Origin of the sequence: Bacillus pumilus (assembly GCF_900186955.1) — a bacterium.
Lineage (GTDB): Bacteria > Bacillota > Bacilli > Bacillales > Bacillaceae > Bacillus > Bacillus pumilus.
The window spans coordinates 428,688-450,619 of record NZ_LT906438.1; the positions used below are offsets into that span (position 1 = coordinate 428,688).

General features: G+C 42.8%; 19 protein-coding genes. 12 read left to right on the forward strand and 7 right to left on the reverse strand.

Translation table 11 applies throughout. The features are described 5' to 3' along the window. Positions 1-11: 11 nt before the first annotated feature. Together CKW02_RS02095 and uxaC are read left to right on the forward strand one after the other, a co-directional pair. Positions 12-1,109 carry a Gfo/Idh/MocA family protein gene (locus CKW02_RS02095; RefSeq protein ID WP_003214043.1) on the forward strand — a complete coding sequence of 366 codons (1,098 nt, stop codon included), beginning with the start codon at positions 12-14 and terminating at the stop codon, positions 1,107-1,109. Positions 1,110-1,191: 82 nt separating this feature from the next. Next, positions 1,192-2,616 (forward strand): glucuronate isomerase, encoded by a 1,425-nt coding sequence (uxaC, locus tag CKW02_RS02100; protein WP_003214218.1) that lies wholly within the window; start codon positions 1,192-1,194, stop codon positions 2,614-2,616. A gap of 178 nt (positions 2,617-2,794) precedes the next feature. Here the strand turns inward: uxaC and CKW02_RS02105 are convergent, their stop codons facing one another. Then, on the reverse strand, positions 2,795-4,288 hold the full coding sequence (locus CKW02_RS02105) for a peptide MFS transporter (RefSeq protein ID WP_003214321.1): 1,494 nt from the start codon (positions 4,286-4,288) through the stop codon (positions 2,795-2,797). 262 nt (positions 4,289-4,550) lie between these two features. On the opposite strand from CKW02_RS02105, the gene CKW02_RS02110 reads away from it, so the two are divergent. The 8 genes from CKW02_RS02110 to CKW02_RS02145 all read left to right on the forward strand — a co-directional run bounded on the left by CKW02_RS02110 (position 4,551) and on the right by CKW02_RS02145 (position 13,173). After that, entirely contained in the window at positions 4,551-6,335 is a 1,785-nt protein-coding gene (locus CKW02_RS02110) for a right-handed parallel beta-helix repeat-containing protein (protein ID WP_003213955.1), read from the forward strand. A gap of 200 nt (positions 6,336-6,535) precedes the next feature. Then, positions 6,536-7,861: an LLM class flavin-dependent oxidoreductase gene (locus CKW02_RS02115; RefSeq protein ID WP_095117741.1), complete on the forward strand. Its 1,326-nt coding sequence runs from the start codon at positions 6,536-6,538 to the stop codon at positions 7,859-7,861. A 17-nt stretch (positions 7,862-7,878) separates the two neighbouring features. After that, complete coding sequence (locus CKW02_RS02120) at positions 7,879-8,382, forward strand: GNAT family N-acetyltransferase (protein WP_003214146.1); 504 nt, start codon at positions 7,879-7,881, stop codon at positions 8,380-8,382. A 22-nt stretch (positions 8,383-8,404) separates the two neighbouring features. Further along, a complete protein-coding gene (locus CKW02_RS02125) occupies positions 8,405-9,199 on the forward strand; it encodes an amino acid ABC transporter substrate-binding protein (protein ID WP_003213947.1) in 795 nt (264 codons plus the stop codon). Between the two features lie 24 nt (positions 9,200-9,223). Further along, positions 9,224-9,898 carry an amino acid ABC transporter permease gene (locus CKW02_RS02130; protein WP_003214174.1) on the forward strand — a complete coding sequence of 225 codons (675 nt, stop codon included), beginning with the start codon at positions 9,224-9,226 and terminating at the stop codon, positions 9,896-9,898. 12 nt (positions 9,899-9,910) lie between these two features. Next, positions 9,911-10,657: an amino acid ABC transporter ATP-binding protein gene (locus tag CKW02_RS02135; protein WP_003214010.1), complete on the forward strand. Its 747-nt coding sequence runs from the start codon at positions 9,911-9,913 to the stop codon at positions 10,655-10,657. A gap of 33 nt (positions 10,658-10,690) precedes the next feature. Next, positions 10,691-11,848: an amidohydrolase gene (locus CKW02_RS02140; protein WP_003214406.1), complete on the forward strand. Its 1,158-nt coding sequence runs from the start codon at positions 10,691-10,693 to the stop codon at positions 11,846-11,848. Continuing rightward, positions 11,839-13,173, forward strand: a complete 1,335-nt coding sequence (locus CKW02_RS02145) for an MmgE/PrpD family protein (RefSeq protein WP_003213980.1) — start codon at positions 11,839-11,841, stop codon at positions 13,171-13,173. The genes CKW02_RS02140 and CKW02_RS02145 overlap by 10 nt, the downstream gene beginning before the upstream one ends. 63 nt (positions 13,174-13,236) lie before the next feature. Here CKW02_RS02145 and CKW02_RS02150 read toward each other — a convergent pair whose 3' ends face one another. From CKW02_RS02150 to CKW02_RS02170, 5 genes are all read right to left on the reverse strand, one after another. Further along, positions 13,237-14,082, reverse strand: a complete 846-nt coding sequence (locus tag CKW02_RS02150) for a GAF domain-containing protein (RefSeq protein ID WP_003213998.1) — start codon at positions 14,080-14,082, stop codon at positions 13,237-13,239. A 154-nt stretch (positions 14,083-14,236) separates the two neighbouring features. Then, on the reverse strand, positions 14,237-15,613 hold the full coding sequence (locus CKW02_RS02155; RefSeq protein ID WP_003214494.1) for an aspartate kinase: 1,377 nt from the start codon (positions 15,611-15,613) through the stop codon (positions 14,237-14,239). Between the two features lie 173 nt (positions 15,614-15,786). Next, complete coding sequence (locus CKW02_RS02160; protein WP_003214272.1) at positions 15,787-17,220, reverse strand: MDR family MFS transporter; 1,434 nt, start codon at positions 17,218-17,220, stop codon at positions 15,787-15,789. 16 nt (positions 17,221-17,236) lie between these two features. Next, the gene (locus CKW02_RS02165; protein ID WP_003214177.1) at positions 17,237-18,103 is read right to left on the reverse strand and encodes a TetR/AcrR family transcriptional regulator; all 867 of its coding nucleotides are present in this window, start codon (positions 18,101-18,103) and stop codon (positions 17,237-17,239) included. Between the two features lie 137 nt (positions 18,104-18,240). Further along, positions 18,241-18,615 (reverse strand): hypothetical protein, encoded by a 375-nt coding sequence (locus CKW02_RS02170; RefSeq protein WP_034620224.1) that lies wholly within the window; start codon positions 18,613-18,615, stop codon positions 18,241-18,243. A gap of 122 nt (positions 18,616-18,737) precedes the next feature. On the opposite strand from CKW02_RS02170, the gene CKW02_RS02175 reads away from it, so the two are divergent. Further along, complete coding sequence (locus tag CKW02_RS02175; protein ID WP_034620223.1) at positions 18,738-19,049, forward strand: ArsR/SmtB family transcription factor; 312 nt, start codon at positions 18,738-18,740, stop codon at positions 19,047-19,049. Positions 19,050-19,079: 30 nt separating this feature from the next. Here the strand turns inward: CKW02_RS02175 and gabR are convergent, their stop codons facing one another. Next, on the reverse strand, positions 19,080-20,504 hold the full coding sequence (gene gabR / locus CKW02_RS02180) for a MocR-like transcriptional regulator GabR (protein WP_003214112.1): 1,425 nt from the start codon (positions 20,502-20,504) through the stop codon (positions 19,080-19,082). Positions 20,505-20,612: 108 nt separating this feature from the next. Here gabR and gabT point away from each other — a divergent pair, with 108 nt between their 5' ends. Then, positions 20,613-21,929, forward strand: a complete 1,317-nt coding sequence (gabT, locus tag CKW02_RS02185; protein WP_003214114.1) for a 4-aminobutyrate--2-oxoglutarate transaminase — start codon at positions 20,613-20,615, stop codon at positions 21,927-21,929. Positions 21,930-21,932 lie beyond the last annotated feature (3 nt).

Consider the following 21,932-nt stretch of genomic DNA (forward strand, 5'->3'; position numbering starts at 1 on the left):
GAGGAACAATCATGCAGAAAAGTGATGGAATGAATTATGCTCCTAAGGGAAAAAGTGCCCCTGTCGTTACAGAAGGACAATTCGTAATAGCAGCTATAGGTCTTGATCATGGACACATCTATGCAATGTGCAATGGATTAACCGAGGCTGGGGCTACATTAAAATGGGTTTATGATCATGATCAGAAAAAAGTACAAGAATTTTGTAAAGCATATCCGGAGGTACAGGTAGCCAAAAGTGAGAAAGAAATTCTCGAAGATCCAGATGTAAGGCTCGTGGCAGGCGCAACCATTACATCTAAACGCTGTGATTTAGGGCTGCGTGTTTTAGATCGTGGTAAGCATTACTTTACGGATAAATCACCATTTACAACGTTAGAACAATTGGAGCTTGCTCGTAAAAAAACAGCTGAAACGGGGCTTAAATGGGCTGTTTATTATAGTGAACGTTTGCACGTGGAGAGTGCCGTATTTGCTGGTCAATTGATTGAACAAGGAGCAATTGGAAAAGTGGTACAAGTTCTTGGAACTGGCCCACATCGTAGTAATGTAGAAAGCAGACCAAGCTGGTTTTTTGAAAAGGAGTATTACGGAGGTATTCTATGTGATATTGGTAGTCACCAAATTGAACAATTCCTTTACTATTCTGGCGCAAAAGATGCAAAAGTTGTACATAGTAAAGTGGGCAATTACAAACATCATCAATATCCAGAATTGGAAGACTTCGGCGATGCTACTTTGATTGCTGATAATGGGGCTACAAACTACTTTAGAGTAGACTGGCTGACTCCTGATGGCCTTAGCACTTGGGGGGATGGGCGCACATTCATTCTTGGAACAGATGGGTATATTGAAATTCGCAAATACGTAGACATAGCAAGGGATAAAATAGGAGACCATTTATACTTAGTAAATCAACATACAGAGCAACATTTTTCTCTAAATGGAGAAGTAGGATTCCCTTACTTTAGTGAACTTATTTTAGATTGTTTAAACGATACTGAAAATGCTATGACTCAAGAACATACTTTTAAAGCCGCAGAACTATGCTTAATTGCACAACGAGACGCAATCTACGTAAATACGGAGTTTGAATTAAGTAAGATCTAAAAAAGTGAGGTGTTATTTTTGTTAATACCACCTTATTTCATTTAATTGAGATTTTCTAAACATAAGTATAGAGGTGACTATATTGTCTACATTCCTAAGCGAAGATATGATGCTTAATCACGAAAGTTCAAAAGTTCTTTATCATGATTACGCGAAAAATATGCCAATCTATGATTTTCATACGCATTTAATGGCTGATGACATTGCTATTAACAAAAAATATGAAAATATGACTGATATTTGGCTTAATGGAGATCACTATAAATGGAGGGCTATGCGATGGTTAGGCGTAGAAGAAAGATTGATCACGGGGAATGCAAGTGACAAGGAAAAATTCTTAGCTTGGGCCCAAACTGTTCCATATACAATAGGAAACCCTCTTTATCATTGGTCACATTTAGAATTAAGTCGTTATTTCAATATAAATGAGTTGTTCTCAGAAAAAAATGCACATAAAATTTGGGATATCTGTAATGAGAGATTAAATGAAAGTAACATGTCCACAAATGGAATTTTAGAAAAATTTAATGTAAAAGTTGTATGTACGACTGATGATCCAATTGATACTTTAGAAATTCATCAAATCATACGTAAAGATGTAGGAATTACAACTAGGGTCCTACCTACATTTAGACCGGATCATGCTTTAAATATTGAACAATCAAATTTTGTGAATTATATAGAAAAATTAGGTGAGTCAATCAACGGCGTTGTTTTAACATATGAAAACTTTATCGCTTCATTACATTCACGAATTGATTATTTTCACGCGAATGGATGCAGAATTTCTGATCATGGTTTTGAAATATTTCCATTTTCACCAGCTACTGAACAAGAAGTGTCTTCTATATTTGTACGTGCGCTGCAAGGAAAAACACTATCCCAAGAGGATATAAATAAATTTAAAACAAACACTCTTATTCACCTGAGTAAAAAATATCATTCTCTTCATTGGACCATGCAATTACACATAGGTGCTTTAAGGAATAATAACACACGAATGTTCAAGTTAACGGGAAAAGATAGTGGGTACGACTCTATGTCTGACTTCCACCTAGCAAGACATTTAAATGGTTTTTTGAATGACTTAGACAAAGATAACCTTTTACCTAAAACCATTATCTATAATTTAAATCCCGTTCATAATGCTATTGTGGCCTCTACTATAGGGAATTTTCAGTCTTCTGATACCAGAGCAAAAATTCAATTTGGATCCGGGTGGTGGTTTAATGATCAAAAAGACGGCATGCTAGATCAAATGAAAACATTATCTAATATAGGTTTGCTTAGCACTTTCGTAGGTATGCTTACAGACTCAAGAAGCTTTTTATCGTTCCCTCGCCATGAATATTTCAGAAGAATTTTATGTAATTTATTTGGGACTTGGATAGAAAATGGAGAGCTTCCAAGGGATTACGAATTTATAGGAAAAATAGTCAAAGATATTTGTTATAACAATGCCGTGAATTATTTTAACATTGAAATAAATGAGAGACAGTACCAATGAAAACGAATTAATAATACAGTAAGATATTACTTTTATTAACAGATTGATTAAGTTCTTTTGTTAAATAGTCATTGATATTCAATGACTTAGAAACGCAATACATTTTTTTAGGTTAAATGAAGACTGATCATAAATAAAGTAAAAAACTGGACATGATGTACTCATGTCCAGTTTTTTATTAATGAACGCCTTTCATCGCTTTCTTAATCACTGGTGTAAGTAATAGCATCACACCGCATAAAACGATGGCAAGCAATCCGATGATACCGAAATAGACGGTTTCTGGCACTTTATCAAACAGTTTGACCACTTGCGCATTGATCGCCTGTGCCATCGCATTTGAAAGGAACCAAAGGCTCATCGTTTGCGCTGAGAAGGCAGCAGGTGCAAGCTTTGTTGTCGCTGACAGCCCAACTGGTGATAAGCAGAGCTCTCCGATCACGACGAGGAAGAAGCTCAGAACGAGCCATAATGGACTCACAAGTGTATTCGGACCAGACATGTAGGCAGGAATGATCATGATGATAAAGGATAATCCTGCAAACAGAAGGCCAAGTGAGAACTTAATCGGGGTAGACGGCTGTTTCTTTCCAAGTCTAATCCACAACCAAGCAAACACAGGAGACAGCAGCACAATAAAGATTGGGTTCAATGATTGAAACCACGAAGAGGCAAGTGTCATCCCAAGGAAATTCAAGTTTGTTCGTTGATCTGCATATGTGGCTAGAATGTTTGAGCCTTGTTCTTGAATCGCCCAGAACATCACCGCAGCAAGGAACAATGGAATATAAGCGAGAACCCTGGATTGCTCCACTGGGCTCGTCTTTTTACTGAAATACATGACGATGAAATACACAATCGGAATGAGCACACCAAGGACACTGACAAACCAAGTGAATAGATTAATCGTAAGAGCGCCAGTTTGAATGCCAATGACGACAAAAACAGCGAGCACAATGGCAATTAATGTTCCGAAAATTTTGAAGTTCTTGCGTTCAGTATCTGATAACGGATTTGTCACATAAGTACCAGCAAGACCAAGATTCGGTTTTTTCGTGATCACAAATGTAATCAGACCAACAAGCATCCCAACGGCAGCAAGTGAGAATCCGAGGTGGAAGTTCACTTTTTGACCGAGTGTTCCGACAATTAATGGGGCAATAAAACCGCCCATGTTGATCCCCATGTAGAAAATACTAAAGCCAGAATCCCTGCGTGGGTCTGTTTTGGAATACAAGTCGCCAACAATGTTTGAAACATTCGGCTTCAGAAGACCTGTCCCAATAATAATCAGCCCCATACTAATAAAGAGCGCTGTTGCACCGCTTGGCAAAGCCAAAATGACATGTCCAAGCATAATGAAAACCCCGCCATAAAAGACCGTACTGGATGAACCGAATACTCGGTCGGCGAGCCATCCGCCAATAATGCCTGACATATAGACAAGCGCACCGTAGACAGACATGATCGAATTGGCTGTCGTCTGATCAAAACCAAGACCGCCCTTTGTCACCTCTGTGTACATATAGTAAATAAGCAGTGCACGCATGCCGTAATAAGAGAAACGCTCCCAAAATTCAGTGAAAAACAGTGTGTAAAGTCCTTTAGGATGTCCAAAAAAACCTTTTTGAGGAACACTTTTAACAATTTTATCGTGGTCAATTGTTGACATGGCATAGATCCTTTCTTAAAAAAAGAGATATGAGAAAAATGATATTCTTGTATAGTTCTTGTGTCAATATAAAACTATTCTAAAACAGGAAAATGTTAGTTAAATAGGCGTAAAGACTCAAAAAACGAAAAATTCTTTCAAGTTAGAATGGTCAGAAAGTTATATTGGAAGAATTTATTTAAAATTTGAAGGATTGTACAAGCAAACCTTTTACATATGCATAGGATGACAAGAGGACATGTGTGAAAAGGAGGGGTTTAGATTGGGGGAATTGAATGAATCTGATCTAAAAAAACCTGTTGTCAATGTTCAAGATTTTGGTGTAGTGGCGGATGGGAAAACGGACTGTACAGCGAGGCTCAATGAATGCTTAGAATGGACGAAAGCACAGGGGTATTCCCATGTCTGGCTGCCGAGCGGCACGTATGTCATCGATGCTGTGTACAGAGGTGATCAATTTTTTCCTTTCCGGGGTGCGGGTATACGTGTGCCAAGTCATATGACCATTGAGATGGCGCCGGATGCCGTAATTAAGGTGAGGCCAAATGATTCGTGGGGGTATGCGGCCTTTTATATAGGAAAGGTTCAGCATGTGACCATCCGGGGCGGGCGTATCGAAGGGGATCGCCATGAGCATGTGTACAAGTCGCTTCCCCCTGAACGAAAAACCCATGAATGGGGCTTTGGGATATGTATTGAAGGGGCCTCTGATGTGGAAGTGAATCGTGTACAAATCAAGAATTGTACGGGAGACGGCATCATTGTCAGTCCCCACGGTTTATTATCACAAGCTGAATCGTACTCGCCTGCTTCATCTATTCACATTTCTGGCTGCCACATCACAGATTCAAGACGAAACAATATCTCGATTACAGGCTGTGATGGAGTCATTGTGGAGGACTGCCTGCTTGAGAGAGCAGGAGTTGACGGAGTCGAGCCGAGAATGGGCATTGATATTGAAGGCTACGGAGAAAATGCGGTTAATATGGAGGAACCACTGAATATTCAAATTCGAAACAACATTGTAAGAGGTGGTGCCGCAAGCTCCATTTATAACTTCAACGGCTATGGTGTCATCATTGAAGGCAATCACACAGACAGCAGTATCTCCTATGGCTTTGCCACCGAAACCATCATTGCCAACAATTTGATCCGTGCAGTAGGAGGAGGCGTCACAAAAGCTGGGATTACGAGCTTAGGAGTCTCTTTTGGTCAAACGGAAAACAATGTGATCATTATTGGCAATATGATTGAGGGATTTGAAAAAGGGATTGATGTGAGGGGCGATAGTGTTCACATTACAGGGAATAAGATCAGTCTATTTGAAGATGCGGCTTTGTCCGTTTATATGGCGAACCGTATTCTAATAGAAGGAAATCATATTGAATCGGGGACGAATATAGGGCAAAGAAGCGCAGCGCTGCGTATCTATCAGTCGGATAGCGTCGTCTTTTCAAACAATACGATTTACTCGGTGATTGATGGAGCGATGGTGAGAGGAACGAATATCCTGATCCAGCACAATCAATTTAAAGATTTCAGCAGAGGGATCTGGGTGCAGGAAGGAGAAGCTGGAGTTAACGGCAATCTCTTTATTCAAGAAGGACACCCAGAGCTAGGGTCTTCGTATACGATCAGTGTCACTGGAAATGCAAAGGCTTTCATTTGGCAAAATCGCTTTAAGCACTACCAAAACTACGCCGTATACAGCAGCACGACTGGTCCATTAGAAATCAAAGACAATTCCTTTGAAGAATCATCTTTATATGTCGTGATGTATATTAAGAACGGTTCACCACAAATCGGAGATAACCGCTTTTATTTAAATCGTTCGATCGGACAGCCGACGGCGATCTTTATCGATCAAGCCGCCTCAGCCCGTGTGCTGCGGAATAACATCATTAATTTATCTCCTCAAAAAGCGATTGCCGTCCGCACCATATCTTCCACTCATTCCGTGATCGCCCATAACATGCTGGAACGCAGCCAATTCATGACACATACTACAGATCGGCTCATTGGAAATATTGAAATCGATACACCGTGATAAACGGGTGAAATCCCTAATTTTGGAGGTTCAGAAGGCGGTTGACAATCCTGTAAAAAGGGCATATAGTAATAATTATTTTTCATTTTTCGCAACATTTGCCCTTTTTTTATTGATAAAACCGATTAATTCAATCAGAAAAATGTATCTTACGAGGACTTCAGTTTGATACAGCAGGATATAGAAAGGATGAAGAACAAGTGTCACAGCCGAAAAGGAAGCTCAAGCTAGGCGTATTCATCGCAGGAACTGGACATCATGTTGCCTCTTGGAGACATCCGAATGCCGTATCAGATGCAGCCATGAACCTGGATTATTTTAAACAATTAGCGAAAAAAGCAGAGGAAGGAAAGCTAGATTTACTCTTTTTAGCCGACAGCTTATCCATTAATCAAACCTCTCATCCGAATGTACTGACGAGATTTGAACCGCTTACCCTGCTTTCGTCCATTGCTGAGTCTACTTCATCAATTGGTTTAGCAGCAACAGCATCCACTACATACAGTGAACCTTTCCATATTGCAAGACAGTTTGCCTCCCTTGATCATTTATCAGGCGGAAGAGCGGCATGGAATGTGGTCACATCTTCTATTGAAGAAACAGCGAAAAACTTTAGCGGCGAAGAGCATTTAGCACACCATAAACGATACGAGCGAGCAGATGAGTTCGTTGAAGTCGTCAAAGGTCTTTGGGATTCTTGGGAGGAAGACGCCCTTGTCAGAAACAAGGAAACGGGAGAATTCTTTGAATCTAGTAAGCTTCATGAGCTTCAGCATAAAGGGGAGTTCTTCTCAGTAAGGGGTCCTCTCAACGTATCACGCACGCCTCAAGGGCAGCCAGTGATCATTCAAGCAGGATCATCCGAAGATGGTCAAAAGCTTGCAGCGAAAACAGCTGAACTCATTTTCACTGCACAAAACGATCTCGAAAAAGCGAAGGAATTTTATCAAAGCTTAAAGGAGAAAGTAGAGGCTGCTGGTCGTGCTAGAGAGGACGTCAGTATCATGCCGGGGATCTTCCCGATTATTGCTGATACAGAGGAAGAAGCCAAAGCGAAATATGAAGAATTACAGGAGCTGATTGTTCCTGAGATTGGGCTGAGCATTTTGCAAAACTACTTAGGTGGTATTGATCTTTCCCAGTATCCATTAGACGGTCCGCTTCCAGAAATTGATCCAAGCACGTCAAATGCGGTAAAAAGCCGTTTTGATCTCGTGATGAATATGGCGAGAAAGGATCACCTGACCATTCGCCAGCTCTATCAATCGGTCGCCGGCTCTCGTGGTCATAATATTTTCATTGGTACACCGCAGCAGCTCGCAGATGTGATGGAAACATGGATCAATGAAGAAGCAGCGGACGGCTTTAACGTCATGCCGCCGCTATTGCCAGAAGGGCTGGATATGTTCGTAGACCGCGTCGTCCCAATCCTTCAGGAAAGAGGCTTATTCAAAACAGAATACACAGGACAAACCTTACGAGAAAATCTAGGATTAACACAGCCAAAAAATCGTTACACGACATAAGGGTGAGGTGACTAACGTTGGGATACACGTTTCGTCTGGCAACAGAGGCAGATATAGAGGCGCTGCTTGAACTGACAACAAGAGCCTATGAGCCAATTCGTGAGCTCGGCATCCAGTTCCAAGCAGCACATGCTGATTTCGCTCTCGTTCAAAAAAATGTACAAAAGAATCTTTGCTATGTGATGGAAGAAAACGGAGAGCTTCTATCTACCTTGTCGCTCCGTATGCCTTGGGGAGAACAGCCAGGCCCGTTCGGCGTCCCTCATATTTGGTGGTTTGCCTCAGAACCATCCGCCAAAAAAGGGACAGGCTCTGTCTTGCTGGAATGGGTGGAAACCGAAGTGTTAAGAGATACCTTGAAGGTGCCATACGTATCTCTTGGTACAGCTGATAAGCATCCGTGGCTCATAGACATGTATGAGCGCAAAGGCTACGTCAGAGCAGGAGAAAAGGATTTAGGCAAGGGGCACATCACGGTTTATTTTAAAAAACAACTAAGATCAGATATCACACAACCATAAAAGGAAAGAAGGGTATACGAACATGAAAAACAAAAAGTGGCTAGTCGTTCTATTTGCAGCAATGCTGGCAGTTTTAGCAGCTTGCGGCGGGGGCAATCAGGGTGAAGGCAAAGATGAAAAAGTATTAAAGGTAGGTGCCACAGGACAAAGCTATCCGTTTGCCTATAAAGACAATGGCAAGCTTGTTGGCTTCGATGTCGAAGTAACTGAAGCCATCGCAAAAAAACTAGGCTACAAACTAGACTGGCAGCTGAGTGAATTCAGCGGACTCATGGGACAGCTGACATCTGGTAAGCTGGATACAGTGTCAAACCAAGTCGCAGTCACAGATGAGCGTAAACAAACGTTTAATTTCACTGATACGTACGCTTATGCAGGAACACAAATCATCGTGAAAAAGGACAACAACGACATCAAAGGTCTTGATGATTTAAAAGGAAAAACAGTGGCGGCGGTTCTTGGCTCTAACCACGCCAAAAACTTAGAAAGCAAAGATCCGGACAAAAAAATCAATATTAAAACATATGAAACGCAAGACGGTGTCTTAAATGAAGTGGCAAATGGCCGCGTAGATGCTTATGTCAACGGACGCAGTGTATTACTTGCTCAAATTGAAAAAACAGGTCTGCCACTCAAAATCGTTGGCAACCCAATTGTGTATGAAGAAGTAGGCTACCCATTTGCCAAAGATAAAAAGCATGACAAGCTAAGAGAAGAATTTAACAAAGCGATCAAAGAATTAAGAGAAGACGGGACACTTAAGAAATTGTCTGAGAAGTATTTCAAAGACGATGTCACAGTGCCAATTAAAAAATAACGACAGCGGCGGTGAAGAGCAGACATGAACAAAATTGATTGGCAGTATATGGTGACCGTTTTTCCGACATTGATCCAATACTTGCCGATAACGATCTTCATGGCGATTGTCTCCATGGTATTTGCCATTATCATTGGTGTGGTATTCGCGCTCATTACGAAAAACCGGATACCTGTTTTATACCAATTTGCCAAGCTGTATATTTCTTTTTTCAGAGCGGTTCCAACCTTGGTTCAGCTCTTTCTCATTTATTTTGGTCTTCCGCAGCTATTCCCTGCGATGACTTCAATGGATGCCCTAACAGCGGTCATTATCGGATTAAGTATTAAAAACTCAGCATACTTAGCAGAAATTTTCAGAGCGGCCCTCAATTCTGTAGATGAAGGGCAGCTAGAGGCATGTCTATCTGTCGGCATGACAAGATGGCAATCTTACGTCAGAATTATTTTCCCGCAGGCAATAAGAAATGCGATTCCAGCGACGGGGAATACGTTTATCGGTCTTTTAAAAGAAACATCTCTTGCCTTTACGATTGGTGTGGCAGAAATGTTTGCACAAGGGAAGATGATTGCATCGGCGAACTATAAATACTTTGAAACCTATTTAGCCGTAGGGATTGTGTATTGGGTGATGACCATCATTTATAGCTTTCTTCAAGACCTATTTGAACGAAAAATCAGCAAACCTTACCGGAATTAAGGAGGTGTGGACATGATCAAGCTCAGCAATTTGAAGAAATCATTCGGCGAACTTGTCGTCTTAGACGGAATCAATCTCGACGTGCAAAAAGGGCAGGTTGTGGCCATTATCGGACCTTCTGGCTCCGGTAAATCCACCTTGCTGCGCTGCTTAAATTTATTAGAAATACCAGATGAAGGCACGATTGAAATTGGCGATGCGAAGCTCGATGCGTCTAAATATACACGAAAAGAAGCCCATCACCTGCGTCAACAAACGGCCATGGTGTTTCAAAACTATAATCTATTTAAAAACAAGACAGCACTGCAAAACATCACAGAATCACTGCTTGTGACGAAAAAAATGACGAAGCAGCAGGCAAATGAGATTGGAATGAAGCTGCTGAAGCAGGTAGGGTTAGAGCAAAAGGCTGACAGCTATCCAGTCACGTTATCTGGCGGACAGCAGCAGCGAATTGGGATTGCCCGCGCATTAGCGGTTGATCCACATGCGATTCTACTCGATGAACCAACGTCAGCACTTGATCCAGAGCTTGTCTCAGGTGTGCTTCAAGTCATTAAATCCATTGCGATTCAAGAAACAACGATGATCATCGTCACACATGAAATGGCGTTTGCAAGAGAAGTGGCAGACCATGTGATTTTCATGGCGGATGGTCATATTATTGAACAGGGCACACCAACTGAGCTATTTGATGAAACGAAGAATGAACGGACAAAACGATTTATCCAAAAAGAAGCAGCGGCTGAAGAAGCATAAGCTGCTTTTTACTCTTTAGAGGGGTGAGTATCAGTGAAATCAATAGGAAATGAAGCATTAAACAAACGTTTAATTAACATTCGCCGAGCGCTTCATGAGCATCCAGAGCTGGCATTTGAAGAACATGAAACGACTAAAAAACTGCGCGGCTGGTTAGAAGAGGAAGGGATCACCGTACTCGATTTTCCAGCTCTTCAAACAGGTGTTGTCTGTGAAATCAAAGGAGAACAAGAGGGACCAACAATTGCCCTGAGAGCTGATATTGATGCACTTCCGATTGAAGAAGCATCTGGCGAACCATTTTCTTCAAAGGTACCGGGCAAAATGCATGCATGCGGACATGATTTCCATACAGCTTCTATCTTTGGAGCGGCTCTTTTATTAAAAGAACGGAAACACGAGATCAAAGGAGCGGTCCGCATTTTGTTCCAGCCGGCTGAGGAAGTCGCGCAAGGAGCGAAACATGTCATAGAGGCAGGCGTTTTAGATGGAGTGGATGCGATTTTTGGTATGCACAACAAACCTGACCTGCCAGTTGGCACTATAGGCATTAGAGAAAAAGCGTTGATGGCAAGTGTAGACCGGTTTGAAATCAATATTAAAGGAACGGGTGGTCATGCAGGTATTCCGAATCATACGGTGGACCCGATTGCCATCAGCGGGCAGATCACAAGTGCTCTTCAGCAAATCGTTAGCCGCCACATCAGCTCATTGCATCATGCAGTCGTCAGTATCACACGCATTCAAGGCGGTACATCATGGAATGTGATTCCTGATCGTGTTGAGATGGAAGGAACCGTTCGGACGTTTGAGCCTGAAGTGAGAGCGATGATTCCAGAGCTTATGAAACAAATCGTGAGTGGGATTGCCGAAGGATTTGGGGCGAAAGGCGAAGTGAGATGGCATCCGTATTTGCCATCTGTGTTAAATGACGATCGTTTGACAAAGGTGGTCGAAGAAGCGGCAGGTGCGCTGGATCTCACAGTCGTTCAGGCAGAGCAGTCACCGGGCGGAGAAGATTTTGCCCTTTATCAAGAACACATTCCAGGCTTTTTCGTATGGATGGGGACAAGCGGTACGGAGGAATGGCATCACCCTGCCTTTACATTAAATGAAGGCGCACTCCCTGTTGCCGCTGCCTTCTTTGCCGAGCTTGCTGTTCGGGCATTGGAGTCACGATCATGGAACTAACAAAACAACTGGCAGAGGCTGTACTGTCTGCTCATCCACTTCAAGATCAGCGGGCGGTAGAAATGGCTCGAAATGGTCTGTTAGACGCTGCGGCAGCAGCGCTTGCTGCGAAAGAGGATGAAGGAATTCAAAAGCTCATGGCACTGGTGGAACAAGAAGGCGGAGCCGCTCAAATTCCTGTCATTGGACAAGGGAAGAAGGTCAGCCGTCAATCAGCAGCGATGCTGAACGGCTACCTGATCCATGCCCTTGATTATGATGATGTGCATTCAGACGTGAGAGGACACCCAAGTGCGGTTATCATTCCAGCATTGCTATCACAGCTATCAGACGGCAAAGGGTTTGGCGATCGATTTTTAGCTGCCTACATCACAGGTGTTGAAGTGATGGCAAGGCTTGGCGAATCCATCGGCAAGGCGCATTATGAAAGGGGCTGGCATAATACTGGAACCCTCGGAGCCATTGCAGCAGTATGTGCCATTGGGTATTTAAAACAAGTCTCGCAGGAAGAGCTGGCGAAGGCAATCGGCTTTGCCGGAGCGCAATCAGCCGGAATGAGAAAGCAGTTTGGCTCTGATATGAAACCATTACAAGCCGGCTTAGCGGCTAAAACAGCTGTCTGGTCTATGGACTTAGCTTGTTCAGGTTTTGGCGGGAATAAATCGGTTCTTGATGGTACGCTTGGTTTCTTTTCTCTCTATGGAGATCAGGAGCGCGCGGAAAGTCGTTTACTAGAGGGATATGGTACAACGTGGCGAATTGTCTCGCCGGGGCTGTGGTTCAAAGTATACCCGTTCTGTTCAGCTGCGCATCATGCAGCCGATGCGATCCTAGCATTAATGAATGAGCGTACTTTCTTACCGGAGCAGGTGAAACAAGTAGATGTCCTATTCCCGCCTGGCGGAGATGCAGCACTTATTGAGCGGACACCTTCAACTGGAGAAGAAGGACGATTCAGTGTCGAATACGTGATCGCACTTGCCGTGTTTGGACAGACGCTAACGCTGGATCACTTTACGAAAAAAATCATTCCATCACACATGCGCACATGGATGAAGCGGGTGAGCAGAGGATATGATCAAACGATAGAACCCCATCCAGACGCTGTCCCAAAAGGACGCTTTACGATTGTGAAGCTTACCTTATCTGACGGCACCATCATCAGCAAACGAGTCGATATTCCGCGGGGAGCACCAGGCCACGCATTATCGAAAGAAGACATTATGCAAAAATTAAACAGTGTCACTGACGATTCGCATGCACAGAAGATTTTACAAGTTATTGAAGACGGAAACGATTCTTCTTATTTGCAGCAGTTGGCATGATTTAAAAAGAAGAAAAAGGGCTAAAATAAACATCATTTTAGCCCTTTTTGTATATATCATTTCTTAATCCATTTTGGTAAACGTCAAGCCAATATGAGCAAGTGCCTGCGGTAAGTCTTTCCGAATGGTGATGTCTTTAAATGAAATATTCGATTGAATCGCACTTAAAGCAAGGTCTTGCTTAATCCCTGTTAAAACAGCCGAAATTCCTAAAAGTCTCAGCGTTTGTGCATAGCTGACCAGATATTGAATGCTCTGTTCATTCAGGCGTTTTGTTCCCGATACATCAATGACCAAATGAGAGAGCGACAGCCTGTAGCTTTCCTGTAAAATGGTTTCTAATATATGCTGAGCACGTGTCTCCTCGATATCACCAAGTAGAGGAAGCACAGCGACACCGTCAACAACTGGGACGATCGGTACAGATAATTGCTGAATCTGCCGGTTGGCACGGTCTAGTTCGAGGACGTAGCTTAATAGAGAAGCCATCGTTTCAAACATATGCACATGCTCTTCTGTGAATTGCTGCGGTCTTAGATCAAGCCCGCAAATCGTTCCGTAGTTCGTACCATCTGTAAAATCAATCGGCACGCCGATGAATGATCCGCCTTGAAGACGTTTCGTAACTTCTAAGTATTTAGAACGATCATCCAATGATATATCAGGGATCACAAGCGTATCCTGATGATCAACCGCCAGCTTGCAAAATGTCTTCTCGTAAGGAATTTCTTCTCCTTCTTCAAGAAGCTGCTCGTCATGATTTAGCACCTTGACAATCTGATTGGTGGTTTGATCGTTTTTAGCAATAAACAGTGTATTCACATCAGTGAATTGACTCATCATATTTAGAATACTCGTAGAAGCATCATGAAAATTGCGAAACTGTTTTAATAGTTGTTGACGAGGCATTGTTTTAGGACTCCTTGTAGCTCCGATCATAGGCCGGAACAATAGTTGATTTGTCTCTATCATACAAAATCAAACGAGAAATAGATATACTTTAATATGTGAATCGGGTGAGAACAAAAAAGACTGCCGATCCTGAGATCTGGCAGCCTGCTGATTAAAGAGAGACAGGGACAGTAGACATAGAGAAAAATTCCTCATACAACGCTTGAACGGCTTCTTTTTCTTGAGCCGCTTTGACGCCAAACATCATGCTGACCTCGGAAGAACCTTGATTGATCATTTCAATATTGACCTTCGCTTTTGACAGCGCCTTTGCTGCTCTTGCTGTGGTGCCAACATTGTGACGCATCGCTTCTCCTACAACCATAATGAGGGAGAGATTCGGCTCTAATACGACCTCATCTGCATCAAGCACAAGCTTTAAGCGATCGAGTAGCTCTTGTTCAATATGCTGCTCCTCCAGTTGATCCTGCCTTAAAATAATGTTCATATCATCAATGCCAGAAGGGACGTGCTCATACGTAAGCCCATATTCCTCTAACGTTTGCAGCACCTTACGCCCAAAACCGACTTCTCGGTTCATCAAATATTTGCTAATATAAATGCTGCAAAATCCGCTATCTGAAGCGATTCCGACAACGGGTCCATTTGTATGATCCCGCTGGTTCACAATTTTTGTGCCTTTTGCCGAGGGATTATTGGTGTTCTTAATCTGTACTGGAATGCCTGCACGGAAGGCCGGAATGAGTGCTTCATCATGGAACACAGAAAAACCAGCATAGGACAGCTCGCGCATTTCCCGGTACGTTAGCTCTGTAATCTCCTTCGGCTCATGAACGATCGTTGGATTGACAGCGTAGACAGCATCCACATCTGTAAAGTTTTCATACACATCTGCCTTCAAACCGTTTGCCAAAATGGAACCGGTAATATCGGAGCCGCTGCGAGAAAAGGTGACAATGTCTCCCGATAGACTAAAGCCAAAAAAGCCAGGGAATATGATGATGCCAGAGCGCTCTCTTAATTTATACAAATGATCATATGACTCCGGAAGGACTTGCGCTTGACCAGGCTCATCGCTCACAAATAAACCAGCTTCCTTTGGATTCACATAGTGAGCTTCGACACCTTGATAGCGGAAATAGGCGGCAATGAGTTTTGCGTTATTGTCTTCACCGCTAGCTTTGATGGCATCAAGATATCGCTCAGGATGAGACGTATCTGCCTGTAAGAGGGTATCTAGATCTTGCCGGATGGTGTCAATCACGTTATGACTTAACCCGAGTTCATCCGCAATCGAGGCATACCGCTTGATGACGGCTTCCTGTAAGTCATGTGCTTCGCCTAAACGTAAATATTGCTCACCACAGCTAATTAATAGATCGGTGACCTTCGTATCCGTTGAATGCCGTTTTCCTGGTGCGGAAACAACGACTGCTTTTCGAGCTGGATCTGCTGTTACAATGTCAAATACCTTTTGCAGCTGCTTGCCAGATGCAAGTGAACTGCCACCAAATTTAACGACCTTCAATGCATACATCTCCTATAGTAAAAATTTTCTCACAAATTGAATAGTTCCTATTATCAACTCTTTTCTTCAAATTATCAAGGTTTTTCTTCACTAGAAATACAAATGTATTTTCAGAGAGGACGGTATAGCGTGAGTATATGAAAAAAGAGCCGGCCATATGCCGACTCTTATTCTTATGAAGAAGATGAGGAGGAAGATAGCTCCTGTTTCATCACTTTATTCTCTCGTTTTTCCTTTAAGAAAAAGGAGAGGACGAGTCCAAGGACCGCAATCAAACCAGACACGATAAATGATGTGTTCATGCCGTGAACGGCTGATTTTAATGGACTGGCCAAATCTGCATTTGCAGCAGAGCTGCTCATGATGGAGACAAGCACTGCCGTCCCAATGGAACCACCCACTTGTCTCATCGTGTTATTCATCGCTGTCCCATGCGGGATCAAATGAGGCGGTAAAGAGTTAATACCTGCTGTTGTCAGCGGCATCATGATCATCCCAACCCCAATTAAGCGCAGTGTGTAAGCGACCGTAATGAGGGCGATGGATGAATCAAGGGTGAGCAGCATAAATGGCAAGGTCGTCACGGTAAGTATCGTAAACCCGCCTAATGCCAGCCCTTTTCCGCCGACTTTATCAAAAATCCGTCCAATAATTGGTGAGAGGAGTCCCATAAAGAGAGCACCTGGCAGTAAGATAAGCCCTGTATCAAGAGCAGACAATCCTCTCACATTCTGCGTATAGAGCGGCAGAATCGTCTCTGTCCCAATCAATAAAGCAAAGACAAGCATCCCAAGGAAGGTCGTTAAGCTAAAGATCGCAAACTTAAAGACACCAAATTCAAGCATCGGTCTTGTCAAATTCGACTGGCGTAGAATAAAGAAGAACAAGCTCACAGCGCCGACAATCAGCGAAATGAGAACAGTGGCACTCGTCCAGCCATATGTGCCAACACTAGAAAATCCGTAAAGCAGCCCGCCGAAACCGAAGGACGACAAGATGACAGATAAAACATCAATACGTGCCTCTCTTTGTTGCGTTACATTTTTCATTAAGAAGAAAGCAAGAATAAGATCAATGATACCGATTGGCAGAACAATATAGAACAAGAACTTCCAGCTGAAGGCATCAACAATCCATCCGCCAAGTGTTGGTCCAAGAGCTGGTGCGAACGAAATGACAAGTCCGACCATGCCCATTGCCTGACCCCGTTTTTCTTTCGGGAAAATGGTTAAAAAGATCGTTTGCATCAGCGGCATTAAAATCCCTGCACCAGCTGCCTGTACGATACGAGCTGCAAGTAACACCGGGAAATTCGGTGCAAAAGAAGCAAGAATTGTACCAGCTGTAAAGATGCTAAGTGCCGTTAAAACTAAAGAACGGCTCGAAAATTTTTCAATTAAGAAAGCCGTAATCGGGATGAGAATCCCGTTTGTCAGCATAAAGGCTGTAGTGAGCCATTGTCCTTTGCTGACATCAATATTGAAATCCTCCATGATATGTGGGATCGCTGGAATAAGAAGCGTTTGGTTTAAAATCGCGACGAATGCCCCAACGAGGAAAATCCCAACAATCACAGGTCGATTGTAAGATGTTGTTGATTGGTTCATGTTATCCCTTCTTTATCTATAAAATGATGCTTTTCAGCTGTGACACGTTTTGTGATAAAACGCTGTTTTTGCCTAAATAATCGAGCAGTGAGCTGATTAAAAAGGTTCTCGGTTGGTCCTTTGATAATTCCTGATTAAGCAGCTCATACGCAGAGAGGAGCTCGTCCTTTTCTTCTCCGTTTGAGAGTGAGTGAAGCTCTTGTTTGATCTTTGTTAAGTACGAGTTGACAAGTTTTTCTTCGTCATATTCGTCCTGTGAGGATAGCAAATAAGAGTTCATCAGCTCGTCTGTTAACACAGGTTCAATGGAACAAGGCTTTTTCGATACACGATCCATCACACCAATGATCATTTCGGCAGCATTTTCTAACTGGATGTTTTTTTGCTCAATCGCCAGCATTAAGATGAATTCTCTCATTAATCCATTGAGAACAATCACGAGATCCCAGACATAAGGAGCGACAGATTCACCATATGTGCTTAAAATAATGTCTTTGTGACGCTGCATGATAATGGTGCGTGTTTCACGTAAATGCTTAATGACAATGGGAGAATGATTAGAAAAAGCTTCAAAGGACAGCATATTCAAAAACTTATGATTCTCTTTAAACTCTTCAAGCTCAAGCTTGATCTTCTTTGTGAATTTTTCCTTTTTGGACAGCGTTGTTTCTGAATGAATGATCTGAGAAATCTCTCTCATTTTGCACTGATTGTATTTAATCAGTTCTAATAGAAGAGCTTCCTTTGAATCAAACAGTTTATAAATAGACGCTTTTGATATTTTACAGGCATCGGCAATTGACTGCATGGAGACACTCATATAGCCTTTTTGAGAGAATAATTTCTTTGAAACTCGCAAAATCTCTTCTTGCTTTTCGTTCATCTTCATAAGTCCTTTCCGAATCGGCAAAACCATATGGTCACAATGGAAACCGAGTGGTCACTTTTGCAATGATAACAAAACCAATGACCTATGACAAGAAAAGAAACTTAAAAAACACCTATCTTATGACAGGTGTTTTATCCTTCTGCATGTGCGGCATATATGATGATCTGTCCGTTAAGTTCAGCGATCAAAAGGTCTTTTCGCTCCTTTACAGAGTAAATCGCTGTCCCTTTTTTCAGCTGGGAAGCTGTGCCGTGATTAAAATGTTTGGCAGCTGTTTTCTGAATCACACCTAATTGCTGATCTTTAGTGACGGTTAGTTGATGGGTCCAATCTACATTTGCTTCATAGACAGTTTTTTCCCATTGAAATAAATCTGCCTGTTCATCGAGAGCTAATAACTCTTCTGCACTAGGTGGTTTAGATTCGGCATACCGGACGGATTGGCATCCACATAAGCAAATGGCGAGTAACATCATACATAAGTAAGTCCATATCTTTCGTGTCAAATGAGGTCCTTCCCTTCAAGAAAGCTTGTATATGGTCATAGTCGTTTGCGAAGGATGTATCGTTACTTTATGAGGCGAGTAAGAAAATTGTATGTTGGCACAAAATACGATACATTTATCGTATGAATAATCCAATCTATCCAACCCAAAAAGACATGAGACTGATTTCTGTGCTGCACGCATTGGCCGATCCTGTCCGTTTAGAAATTGTCCGCTGTTTAGTGGAAACGGGGGAGAGGACATGCGGCACATATGAAATGAACATTGCCAAATCTACGCTTTCCCATCACTTCAAAGTGCTGAGGGAGGCAGGCATCGTGAAAGTGAGAATTGACGGAAAACACCGCTACTATTCTTTAAGAAAAGAAGACATCGAGACCGCTTTTCCTGGACTCGTGTCATCCATTTTAGCCGTAGATAAAGAGCGGTGGTAAGCCAGCTGTCTAGTAAAGCAGCTGGCTGTTTTATTTCCCATAAATCGACTCATACAGTCGTTTTACCGCTGGCTCAATATCCTCTGGCCGCATATGAGAGAAGCCAAGAACGAGTGGAACAAAGCCTTCCTGATGCCCCGGTAATTGCTCATCAAGGGTAAAACGGTCCATCCCATACATTTTCAGCTTTCTTTCTTTGGCACGCTGTAAAATCTCATGCTGCGTGCGGTTTGAGCGGAACTCTGCGATAAAATGAAGTCCAGCATTTTCCCCAATAATCCGTACATTGTCAACAAAAACCGTGTCGAGCTCTTCAATGAGCTGCTTCCGCTTTTCCTCATATAAACCATTCATTCTTTTAATATGCCGCTGATACGCACCATCCTTTATAAAATGAAGAAGGGTGTATTGTGTAAAAAGGTTGGCCGTTTGAATGAAAAAGTGCTGTTCTTCCTTATAGCGTCTTAATAAATGCTGCGGGAGCACCATGTAGCTTAGCCTTAAGCCTGGCAGCAATGATTTTGAAAAGGTCCCCATATAAATGACTTTGTCATATCGATCCAAACTTTGCAGCGCTGGAATGCTGTCAGTCCCATACTTGAATTCACTGTCATAATCATCCTCAATGATATAACGGTCATGCTCATCGGCTGCCCAGTTTAAGAGCTGAATCCGCCGGGAAATTGGCATAATCACCCCTGTTGGGAATTGATGTGAAGGGGTAATGATCAACACATTCGGCTCTTTCTTCTGAATGTCACTCATCCGCACTCCTTTTTGATCAATGCCTATCGTTTCAATTCGGTGATGATTGTTTTTTAGCATTTGATAGAGCCGGCGATAGCCAGGGTTTTCTAACCCGTATACTTGATCGGCTGGAAGAATGCTTGATAACGAATGGATAAGTGACTGCGTGCCTGCACTTAAAATGAGCTGTTCTGGATAGCATTTGACTCCTCTTGCCAGCCCGATTAACCGGGCAATCGTTTCCCGAAGCTCGTACACACCTTGTGGATGCGGAAGCTCGCCAAACGCTTCTTGGTGGAGGCTGATCGCCTTTTGTTCACTTTTCAACCAGCTTTTAAAGGGAAAATGAGTGGTATCGACTGAGATATGTGAAAAGGAATACCAATCGTCCCGTGCAATCGGCTCTTCCTTTAAATCTGCTGGGAGTGTAGAGGATTTCAGCTGACCTGATTCATGAAACGTTTCTAGTGATTCCACGAAAAAACCTTTGCGTTCAACCGAATATAAATATCCCTCGGCAAGCAGCTGCTGATATGCGCCATTCACTGAATTGACGCTGACATTTAAAGTATCGGCTAACTCTCGTTTGGAAGGTAATTGATCATGCGGCTGAAGATTTCGATTTAAAATTTCACCTTTAATTTTCGTGTAAATTTGATGATAAATAAATCCGTTTGCCCCTGTTTGGTCTAGTTGAATTGTCAGCATCTTGTCATTCCTTCCTCTCTGGTACCATGAAAAAAATGATATTGGTACTTTCTATCATACCAAAAAATATTCAGAATAATAAAAAAGACATAAAGGAGATGGATGACAATGAGTCAAACGACAACAAACCGTTTTTCAACAGAGGAATGGCAGGGGAAAAGAGATCAATATGTCGCAAGAGGCGTGAGTAATGGCAACCGTCATCTTGCAGCAAAAGGGAAGGGAGCCGAGCTGTTCGATATCGATGGGAAACGTTTTATCGATTTTGCCGGTGCTATCGGTACGTTAAATGTAGGGCATTCACATCCAAAGGTTGTGGAAGCCGTCAAAGCACAGGCAGACAGTCTGATTCACCCAGGATTCAACGTGATGATGTACGAATCGTATATTGAATTAGCTGAAAAGCTATGCCGCCTTACACCAGGCGATCATGACAAGAAAGCCATTTTCCTTAATTCAGGTGCAGAAGCTGTTGAAAATGCGGTGAAAATTGCACGTAAATATACGAAAAGACAGGCCGTTGTCTCGTTTACAAGAGGCTTCCACGGCAGAACGAATATGACGATGAGCATGACGAGTAAGGTCAAGCCGTATAAATTTGGGTTCGGACCATTTGCGTCAGAGGTGTATCAAGCGCCATACCCGTATTACTATCAGAAGCCAGAAGGGTTAAGCGATGCAGCCTACGATGAGTACATCATTGATCAATTCAATCAATTCTTCGTCGCTGCCGTTGCACCAGAAACCGTTGCGTGTGTGGTCATGGAGCCAGTCCAAGGGGAGGGCGGATTCATTGTACCATCGAAGCGTTTTGTTCAGCATGTAGCTTCATTCTGTCAGCAGCACGGGATTGTCTTTGTAGCAGATGAGATCCAAACAGGCTTTGCGAGAACAGGGAAATATTTTGCGATTGAGCACTTTGATGTGGTGCCTGACTTAATCACTGTGTCAAAATCTCTTGCAGCTGGCCTGCCGCTGAGCGGTGTCGTCGGCAGAAAAGAACTGCTTGATGCGGCAGATCCAGGGGAGCTAGGGGGAACATATGCAGGAAGTCCATTAGGCTGCGTGGCAGCACTAGCGGTTCTTGATATTATTGAATCAGAACAACTGAATCAACGATCTGAGCACATCGGACAAGTCATTGAGGACAAAGCGAATGAGTGGAGAAGTAAGTACTCATTCATCGGGGAAGTCCGGCGATTAGGGGCAATGGCGGCCATTGAAATTGTGGAAGATCAAACAACGCGTACACCAGATAAGAAAACAGCCGCAGCGATTGCAGCCTATGCAAACAAGCACGGACTACTCTTATTAACGGCAGGGATTAATGGGAATATTATTCGCTTTTTAACACCACTTGTCATCACAGATGAGCTGCTTCATGAAGGACTAGGGATCATCGAGGACGCCTTCAAAGCACGCTAAACA